The organism is Frankia sp. KB5 (assembly GCF_002099325.1).
GTDB classification, from domain to species: Bacteria; Actinomycetota; Actinomycetes; order Frankiales; family Frankiaceae; genus Frankia; species Frankia casuarinae.
In genome coordinates this window covers 1-9,139 of the sequence record NZ_MRUJ01000035.1, presented here as the reverse complement: position 1 = coordinate 9,139, position 9,139 = coordinate 1, and the positions used below count along the sequence as shown (strand labels likewise).

The 9,139-nt window shown below is 71.3% G+C and carries 8 protein-coding genes; 5 read left to right on the top strand and 3 right to left on the bottom strand.

What is annotated here, in order from left to right:
• Window positions 1–1,215, bottom strand: a 1,215-nt coding sequence (locus KBI5_RS25025; protein ID WP_116289838.1) for a hypothetical protein, incomplete at its 3' end; no start/stop codon positions are given.
• Window positions 1,216–2,016: 801 nt separating this feature from the next.
• Between KBI5_RS25025 and KBI5_RS04320 the strand changes: the two genes are divergently transcribed.
• From KBI5_RS04320 to KBI5_RS04310, 3 genes are all read left to right on the top strand, one after another.
• Window positions 2,017–2,235 carry a helix-turn-helix domain-containing protein gene (locus KBI5_RS04320; RefSeq protein ID WP_009399485.1) on the top strand — a complete coding sequence of 73 codons (219 nt, stop codon included), beginning with the start codon at window positions 2,017–2,019 and terminating at the stop codon, window positions 2,233–2,235.
• 3 nt (window positions 2,236–2,238) lie between these two features.
• Complete coding sequence (locus KBI5_RS04315) at window positions 2,239–3,060, top strand: enoyl-CoA hydratase/isomerase family protein (RefSeq protein WP_011436113.1); 822 nt, start codon at window positions 2,239–2,241, stop codon at window positions 3,058–3,060.
• A 103-nt stretch (window positions 3,061–3,163) separates the two neighbouring features.
• A complete protein-coding gene (locus tag KBI5_RS04310; protein WP_085014387.1) occupies window positions 3,164–5,089 on the top strand; it encodes an ABC transporter ATP-binding protein in 1,926 nt (641 codons plus the stop codon).
• A 123-nt stretch (window positions 5,090–5,212) separates the two neighbouring features.
• Here the strand turns inward: KBI5_RS04310 and KBI5_RS26825 are convergent, their stop codons facing one another.
• A complete protein-coding gene (locus tag KBI5_RS26825) occupies window positions 5,213–5,389 on the bottom strand; it encodes a hypothetical protein (RefSeq protein ID WP_023841550.1) in 177 nt (58 codons plus the stop codon).
• Window positions 5,390–5,658: 269 nt separating this feature from the next.
• Here KBI5_RS26825 and pyk point away from each other — a divergent pair, with 269 nt between their 5' ends.
• Entirely contained in the window at window positions 5,659–7,074 is a 1,416-nt protein-coding gene (pyk, locus tag KBI5_RS04305) for a pyruvate kinase (protein WP_011436116.1), read from the top strand.
• A 1,231-nt stretch (window positions 7,075–8,305) separates the two neighbouring features.
• On the opposite strand, the gene KBI5_RS04295 is transcribed toward pyk, so the two are convergent.
• Window positions 8,306–8,506: a hypothetical protein gene (locus KBI5_RS04295; protein ID WP_198537501.1), complete on the bottom strand. Its 201-nt coding sequence runs from the start codon at window positions 8,504–8,506 to the stop codon at window positions 8,306–8,308.
• Between the two features lie 188 nt (window positions 8,507–8,694).
• Between KBI5_RS04295 and KBI5_RS27275 the strand changes: the two genes are divergently transcribed.
• Window positions 8,695–9,139 (top strand): hypothetical protein (locus KBI5_RS27275; RefSeq protein ID WP_347272466.1); only part of this gene is annotated, 445 nt, incomplete at its 3' end.

The following is a 9,139-nucleotide window of genomic DNA, read 5'->3' as shown; positions in this document are numbered from 1 at the left end:
CGCCACCGCGGCCACCAGCAACCAGGGGAAAACCGGCAGCCAGGACTCTTCGACGTCGCCCTCGGCCAGTCCGAGGACCGTCGCGAACAGCATCGTCGCGCCGGCCCCCACCAGCAGCGGCCAGCCCGGGGTCAGCCGCAGGCGGCGCGCCGCCCGGACGAGAACCGGCCCGCCGACGAGGACGACCACGGTCAGATCCACGGCGATCCAGGCCAGCGTGCCGGCGAGCCCCGGCCGTGGCGCGCTCGCCAGGGCCAGCCCGTCGGGCCAGGAGAAACCCCACGCGTAGAAGAGCCACAGCGGCAGGAGCGCGCCCAGGCCGGTCATGACGTTGAGGATCGGGCGACGGCGGACGAAGTAGGCCGCCGCGACCGCCACGCCAAGCCAGACCGAGGCGTAGCCGAACAGCCCCGCGAGGCCGAGCAGCAGCCCGCTTGCCAGCGCCCACCACATCGAGCGCCGACCCGGTTCGCATCCGACCACCCCCACCGCGACGGCCAGGGTGGCCAGGGTAGCCGTGACGGCGTCCGGGGACGCCGCCATCCATCCGTTCCACGGGGCCAGGACGAGGACGGGGACCAGGCGCCGGGCGGCCGTCTCATGGCACAACGAGCGCACCGCGATCGAGACGGCGGGGACGACCAGCGTGCCCAGGGCGGTGAACAGCATCCCGATCGCGACCGCGCCGTGCATCCCCACCCTGGTGAGCACCCAGACGGTCAGGACGGGGCCCGGAGGATGGGTCGGCAGGACGGCCGTAGTCCCCGCGGCGGCGTGCGTGGTGGTCGCGGTGTAGGAGGCGAGGAAGCCGAGCGGATCGTCACCGACGGCTTTTGCCGCCGCCAGGAGATCCGCCGGGATGCGAAGATCCGCCGTGATCTCCCCGGGTGCGACCAGCGCGAGCGTGCCGCTCCACGCCAGCGATCCGACGTAGCCCAGGACGAGCAGGACGGTCCAGGGCAGCCTGTTCGTCGGGCCGGTCGCCATGGCCGGGGTGTTCGGGGTGTTCGGGGTGTTCGGGATGGCCGGGGTGTTCGGGGTGTTCGGGGTGGCCGCCGGGGGGATGGTCGAGGCCCACCAGGCGGTGAGGGCAATCACGACCACGGCGATCGCGAGCGGGACCAGGACGAGGGAATCGAGACGGGGAGCCCATCCGCCGCGCAGCGGCGGGTCACCGATGCCCAGATCAAGGTCGCCGGTGGAGACGAGGAACATGCCGACGAGACCGCAGGCCACCAGGATGAGCCACAGCGCCGCCTCGCTGGCCTCGGTATGCCCGGCGGACCCAGCCCAGGGCCGGGACAGGCCGCCACGCGGTCCGGGCGACCGGCTGGAGGCGGCGACAGCGGTCGGGTCGGAGGCGCCGTCCGTCGCGCTCACCGGTCCGTACCGAGGCAGGCCGCGTAGCTGGGCACCTTCGGTGCCGACCCGGAGATCATTACGTCACCGACCACCACTGCACGGTAACGAGTCCGGTTCGCTCCCAGCGCCGCAGTTGCTCCCGAGCCGGATGCCGGAGGTGCCGGCGGGGGTGCGACGAGCCGTCCGCGGTCTCGCCGGATCGGGCCTTGGCACGGGAGCGGGCCCGGCCCCGACGAGGTGGACAACCGGTGTCGGATGTGAGGAATCAGTCGAATCGATCGGCCGCGTTCGCGGTCCGTCGGCTCGCTCTGTACAGTGATCGACTGATGGTCGTACCTGMAGCGTTGCATCGAGAGAAGATCTTGATCGCGAAGATGACGATGTTCGTGGCGACGCGCCGATGCTGTTGTCGGGCCGCGTACCGGGGATTGGGGACACTGGTCTCGGTAGCACTGTCGGCCATGCGCGCCTGCTGTGCCAGCGGGTGGGTGCGACCCGTGCCATCGCTGGTGACCGCCGGCATGGAGGAAGGAACGCGAGGGCACGGTCATGCACCGGCGTCGCGTGTGATGGATCACATCTGCTTCGAGTGGCGCGTTTACTCAAGCTGAGTGAAGATCGGTTCGCAGATCATCGAACACGGAGGGGGCCACGTTGGCCGAGCTCAGGAAAGGAACCCGGATCACCGGCGCCGAGCGGGACAAGCTTGCCGCCGAACTTCGGAAGAAGTACGAAGGTGGGCAGAGCATCCGCCTGCTCGCCGAGTCCTCTGGTCGTTCGTACGGGTTCGTCCACCGGATCCTCTCGGAGTCCGGTACGACCCTGCGCGGCCGGGGTGGTGCGACCCGGGGCACCAAGAAGAAAAGCGCCTGAATCATGGCGGTCCCCGCCGCCGCTGTAGCGGCGGCGGCGGCCGGGCTGCGCGTGCGGGTCGCCGGGCCTCTCGTCACGATCGGGATGACGGACCTCGGTGATACCGGCGGGGCCGGTTCGTTCCCGGCTCTCGCGTCGGCGCTGGTCGGCGAACTGCGTCGGTTGACCGGTGAGGTCCGGGTCCTGGTTGTCCGGATAGGTCATTGCCCCCCGCCTGCCGCTGACCTCACCGACCCCGCACCCCGGGTGGGCGAGGGAGGACCTGCGTCCGCCGAGGGGCGGCTGTCCCCGGCCGCGGGCTATCGCGCGTGGCGCGACGCGATGGGGCGGGTCTCCGACCGGTCCGACCTGATCAGTGTGGCCGTCGTGGACACGACGGTCGGCGACCTCGGTCTCGCGGTGACGGTCGCCTGTGACCTGCGGGTCCTCGCCGCGGATGCGCGCTTCCGGCTGACCTGGGCGCGTGACGGCTTCCTGCCCGCGGCCGGTGCCATGGGTCGGCTGGTCGAGCTCCTCGGATACGCGAATGCCCTGGACCTCTGCCTGACCGGCCGTGAGCTCGCCGCCGACGAAGCGGCCAGGATCGGGCTGGCCCAGCGGGTCCTGCCGCGTGAGCTGCTGGACGAGCAGGTCGGCGTGCTGGTCGCGGCGCTCCTCGCGGTTCCCCGCGACATCGCGGCCGAGGTGAAGGCGCTGATGCGCGGCGCGCGGCGTTCCCGTCCCGCCACCCGCTCCGGCCGTCTCAACGAGCGGGCCGAGGACGAGGCCTGGGAACGCGTCGTCATCGCCCGCTCCGCTGCCGGTGACGACCCCGCGGCGGGGTGAGCGGCAGCCAGCACACCCGACGAGCCGCATCCGCTGCGGGAATGCCCGTCCGCAATTCCTGCTTACCTCGTTACACACTAAACACCGCCGCCAGGGAGGGCTGATGCGACCGGGAACGGACGGTTGGTCCACGATGCGTACCTTCCAACAGGACCGTTCGGTCACCCGGACCTCGCTGCGGCCTGGCACCCTGCGCAGGATCGTCGCCTTCGCCCGCCCCCATCGGCGGCAGCTCGCCTACTTTCTCGCGCTCATCGTGCTCAGCTCGGCTGTCGGTGCGGTTGTTCCGATGATCTTCAAGACGATCATCGACGACGGCATCGTGCGCCACCGGGTGGGGTTCGTGCAGGCGCTCGCCGCGGTCGTCGCGGGCCTGGCGTTCCTGGACGCCGGTCTGTCGCTCGCGCAGCGCTGGTTCTCGGCCCGGATCGGCGAGGGTCTGATCTACGAGATGCGCAGCCAGGTGTTCCGGCACGTGCAGTGCCAGCCGCTCGCCTTCTTCACCCGGACCCAGACCGGGGCGCTCATCAGCCGGTTGAACAACGACGTGCTCGGCGCGCAGTCGGCGTTCACCAACACGCTGTCGTCGGTGCTGTCGAATATCCTGTCCGCCGGATTCGTGCTCGCCGCGATGCTGGTGCTGTCCTGGCGGATCACGCTCGTGTCGCTCGTGTTGCTGCCGGTATTTATTATTCCGGCCCGCTTGTTGGCGCCCCGCCTGGCCAGGCTGACCCGGGAGAGCTACGGGTTGAACGCCGAGATGAACACGACGATGACGGAACGATTCAACGTGTCCGGAGCGATGCTCGCGCAACTGTATGGTTCGGCGGAACGGGAGGACGAGAACTTCCGTGTTCGGGCCGGGCGGGTGCGTGACATCGGGGTGACCCAGGCCATGTACGGCCGCATATTCTTCGTCTCGCTCACCCTGGTCGCCTCGCTCGCGACCGCGATCGTCTACGGGATAGGCGGTCGGTTCGCTRCCCAGGGCAGCTTGGAGGTCGGTACCCTGGTCGCGCTCACGGCCTACCTCGGGCGGCTCTACGGGCCGCTCACTCAGCTCTCCAACGTGCACGTCGACGTCATGACGGCGCTGGTGTCCTTCGAGCGGGTCTTCGAGGTGCTCGATTTGGAGCCGGCGATCGCCGACCGGCCGGGCGCTGTCGATCTGCCGGCAGGCGCGGCGACCATCGAGTTCGATCATGTCGGTTTCCGTTATCCGGCCGCYGACGAGGTCTCCCTGGCGTCGCTGGAGTCGGTCGCCGTACTCGACCCGCGGGTGCCCACGCCGGTGCTGCACGATGTCACCTTCCGGGTCGAGCCGGGGCAGGTGATCGCGTTGGTCGGCCCGTCCGGAGCGGGCAAGACGACGATCAGCCAGCTCGTTCCGCGCATGTACGACGTGCGGTCGGGGTCGGTACGCATCGGCGGGCACGACGTCCGCGATCTCACCCTTCGGTCCCTGCGGTCCGCCGTCGGTGTGGTCACCCAGGACGCGCATCTGTTCCACGACACCATCCGCGCGAACCTGGCCTTCGCCCGGGCGGACGCCTCGGACGAGCAGATGTGGACCGCTCTGGACGCGGCGCGGATCGGGCCGCTCGTGCGCTCCCTGCCGGACGGCCTGGACACGGTCGTCGGTGACCGGGGCTACCGCCTGTCCGGCGGGGAGAAGCAGCGGCTGGCCATCGCCCGGCTGCTGCTGCGCGAACCGGGCATCGTCGTGCTGGACGAGGCCACCGCGCACCTCGACAGCGAGTCCGAGGCCGGCGTGCAGCAGGCGCTGACCGCCGCGCTGGTGGGACGGACATCCCTGGTCATCGCGCACCGGCTGTCCACGGTGCGCGACGCCGACCGCATTCTGGTGGTCGACGACGGGCGGATCGTGSAGAGCGGGACCCATGAGGAGCTGCTGGCCCGCGGCGGGCTCTATGCCGAGTTGTACCGGACCCAGTTCGCCCCGGTCACGCCCGTCGGTGCTGATGCGGGGTGGGCCGAAGGGGCCAGTGCCCCACCGGTCGGGGTCTGACTCCTGGGCCACATCCGGGCGCGCCACGTTCGGGCGGCCGGCGTCGCGCCGACCCGACAGGTGGGCGGCGACCGGCCGTGGTCCGCGGCCGGTCGCCGCCCACGGCCGCCCGTCGTGGCGACACTAAGATCCGGGCTCGGCCGAACGAAGCGCTGCGGCCGTGGGGGAGCTCTCGCCGGCCGCGCTGCCGGCGTGCACCTCCGAGGCGACGACGCTGGTCTCGGCGGGAGCCATGACGTCGGCGACGGCGATGTCGATGTCGCCGGACGGCTGGCGGTGGATGGCGGGATTTTGTTTCATATCGGCTCCGGGGGGACTCGATCGTGCCCTACCGACTTCCGCATCCGAGGAAGCGGATCCCAGGAACGTCCGGCGCCCTTGCCGTCTTTCCCGTATCACGCGCGTCAACCGACAGGGGTGTGGCGCGGACGATATGAACGGTACGCCGCCGTGCGACCACGTGCAGCATATAACGGATACGCCTGATCTGACTACTTCTCGGGCCGCCGCGCGCGCCTCCCGGTGGCCCCCGTGTGCAATGACCGACGATCAGTACTTAGGCTCTGGGTGTGCCCCGTAGAGCCAAGATTGTTTGTACCCTCGGCCCCGCGACCAGCTCGCCAGAGAAGGTCCGGGCCCTCGTCGACGCGGGAATGGACATTGCCCGACTAAACTTCTCCCACGGAACACACGAACAGCATGCCGTCACTTACGCGCGGGTGCGCGAGGCCGCGGAGGCGGCCGGCCGCAGCGTCGGCACGCTCGCCGACCTCCAGGGACCGAAAATCCGGCTGGGGAACTTCGCCGACGGCGGGGTCACCCTGCTGCCCGGTCAGCGGTTCACCGTCACGATCCGCGATGTTCCCGGCGATCAGCATCAGGTCGGCACGACCTACCCGGGCCTGCCGGGCGACGTCGCGGCCGGGGATCGCGTCCTGGTCGACGACGGCCGCCTGGTCCTGCAGATCGACGGGGTGACTGACACCGACGTCCACACCACGGTCGTTGTCGGCGGGCCGGTGAGCGACCACAAGGGGATGAACATTCCCAACGCCGCGCTCACCGTCCCGGCGCTCACCGAGAAGGACGCCGCTGACCTGCGGTTCGCTCTCAACCTCGGGGTGGACATGGTCGCACTGTCCTTCGTCCGGAGCGCCGTGGACGCCGCGGCGGTGCATGCGATCATGGATGAGGTGGGGATCCGGGTTCCGGTCCACGCCAAGATCGAGAAGCCGCAGGCGGTCGCCGAACTCGACGAGATCATCGAGGCGTTCGACGGTCTGATGATCGCCCGTGGCGATCTCGGGGTCGAGCTGCCGCTCGAGGACGTGCCGCTCGTGCAGAAGCGCGCCGTCAGCCAGGCCCGGGAGCGGGCCAAGCCGGTGATCGTCGCGACCCAGGTGCTCGAGTCCATGGTCAGCGCGCCGCGGCCGACCCGTGCCGAGGCCAGTGACTGCGCCAACGCCGTCCTGGACGGCGCTGACGCGATCATGCTGTCGGCGGAGACGAGCGTCGGTGCCTACCCCATCGAGGCCACGGCCACCATGGCGCGCATCATCGAGACCGCCGAGGCCGACCTCGGCCGGATACCGCCCCTGCGGACCGAACCGCGCACGCTCGGTGGGGCACTCGCCCAGGCCGCCGCGTCGGTAGGAGCCGCGGTCGGCGCCCGTTACCTCGTGGCCCACACCCTCAGTGGTGACACGGCCCGGCGACTCGCCCGGTACCGTACCGAGGTCCCGGTGCTGGCCTTCACGCCGATTCCGGCTGTCCGCAACCAGATGGCGCTCTTCTGGGGCGTGGAAACCTTCCTCGTGCCGTTCGCGGACAGCACGGACGAGATGGTCCGCCAGGTCGACAGCGCCCTCTTCCATATTGGCCGATGCAAGCCGGGTGAACTGGTGGTCGTCGTCGCCGGGACGCCGCCGGGCGTGGCCGGCATGACCAACATGATGCGGGTCCATCGCATCGGGGAGGCCATCTGACCCCACCGTCTGAACCGACCCCACCGTCTGGTGTCAGCGTCGCATCCCTGATCTTTGATCCCTGACCGAGAACTGGCATACCTCGAGCACCCCGAGCCGCGCCGACGCCGAGTCCGCCGGTCACCGGCGGCCCGCCGGCGCGGCCCCCCGTTGTGCCGTTGCCGTTCTGGCACATGTCAGGCGTGGACCGATGACTGTCATGATGAGGCCCAGCTGGGCCTAGGCGGACAAGCTGGGGGCGTGGTACGGCCCGGGGCCCGGCCGCCTCCGGTCCGTACCGGTCCGTACCGGTCCGTACCGGGTCGGCCGGCGGCCTGTTGCACACGGTGTATGTCAGGAAGTGGTGGGATGGCCGAGCAGGGAAGTGGGACGGACGGTCAGGCGTCCGACGCCCGGTCGACGAACGGCGACGCCGCGGCCAATCCCGAAACCGGAGTACCCCGGACCGGGCAGAGCGGTGGGACCACGGAGAAGACCGCACCGCGCCCGGGGGCCGGGAGGAACGCGGCCGCCACGTCCGCCCGTGCGCCGAATCCGACCTCCTCCCAGAGCGGACGAGCAGCGAGCGCGAGTTCGGCCGATGCGGATCCGGCCGGCCGGAGCGGTGCGGAGCGGGCCGGAAGCCCRCAGGGCACGACAAAGACAGAGAATCCCGGAAAGCCGGGAAACTTCGGAAAGCCGGGAAACCCCGGGAGCGCGGGGAGCGCGGTTGCCGCCCCGCGGCAGGGTACCGGCCGTATCCCGCCGACGTCGGTTCCACCCTTGGGAGGAGCTTCACCGGCGCGGTCCGTGGGCGGCGGGCAGCGGTCGGTGCCGCCGGCTCCCGCCCGGCCAGCCGCGGCGGACACCCCGGAATCATCGAAGCGGTCGACGCCACCGAAGACCGACACACCCGGCCAGCCTGCTTCCGGCCAGGGGCGCGGCGCCGTCCGACGGCCCCCGGCTTCGTGGCCCGGGCCGCCCGTCTCACCCCCGCCCACCCCGGCGGCGGCGCCACCGGCCGCGAGCCGTTCGGGTAGTCCCGCGGCACCGCCTCCCCCGAGTCGCGCGGGGAATCCGGTCAGTTCGGCCGGAAGCGCGCGTTCGACGCCCGGCCGTACGAGTGCCTCCCCACCGCCGGTCCCCGCGCCGCTGCCGGCACCGGCGCCGACCCGGGCTCGCCCGCCGGCGCCGTCCGAGCTGTCCGCCAGCCCGTCCCATCCCGCCGGACAGTCCCCGATCCGGGAACGGATCAGCCCGTCGTCGCCCGACGGTCCACTCCCACGTCGCGGGGACGAGGGCGGCCGCGGATCTCGTCCCGACCGGCCGGTACCGCGATCCGGGGCGTCCGGTTCGCCGACGCCGACGCCGACGCCGACGCCGACGCCGACACCGACACCGACACCGACGCCGACGCCGACACCGACGCCGACACCGACACCGACACCGACACCGACGCCATCCCGACCCGCGTGGTTCGAGCGCGACGTCTCGAGGACCTCCGCCGGTTCCGGTGCCAGGGTGCCACCCGTTCCCGGCGTTGAGGAGGGTCCTCGGCCGCGAGGAGTACCGGCGCCCGTTCCCGTCCGGGATCATCGAGAACCTGGAAGGGATCCCCTGGAGGCCGCGGCCGGGCGTCGGATGGCCGCCCGTACCGACGGGGATGATCATGTGCTCGATCATGATCGTGGTCGTCCACGGGCGTCGCGTTCCACCGACCCGCCGACCATGCAGGTGCGCCGACAGCTCAGGCCCGATCTCGAACCGGATCCGATGCCCTCCGGCACGAGGGACGAGGCGTGGCCCCTACCGGTCTCCGGCGCGGGGCCGGGCGGCGAGCCGGTGACCGATGCCTATCCCTACCCCGACCCGGCCTTTGACCGCCGGCTGCACGCGTATCCCGGGCGGAACCGGGGCGCGGGTGACGACCATGACCTGGAGGGTCAGGAACGGCGTGCGGACCCGGGGCCGCGGCCGGTTGTCCCGCGTCCGCAGGCCTTGCCCGAGGCGCATCGTCCGTCGACGCCGTCCGAACAACCGACGCCGTCCGAACAACCGACGCCGTCCGAACAACCGACGCCGTCCG

Excerpts from the sequence above, each read along its gene's own strand:
- KBI5_RS04315 (WP_011436113.1), top strand. The coding sequence starts at position 2,239 with ATGGCGGTCCCCGCCGCCGCTGTAGCGGCGGCGGCGGCCGGGCTGCGC.
- KBI5_RS26825 (WP_023841550.1), bottom strand. The coding sequence starts at position 5,389 with ATGAAACAAAATCCCGCCATCCACCGCCAGCCGTCCGGCGACATCGAC.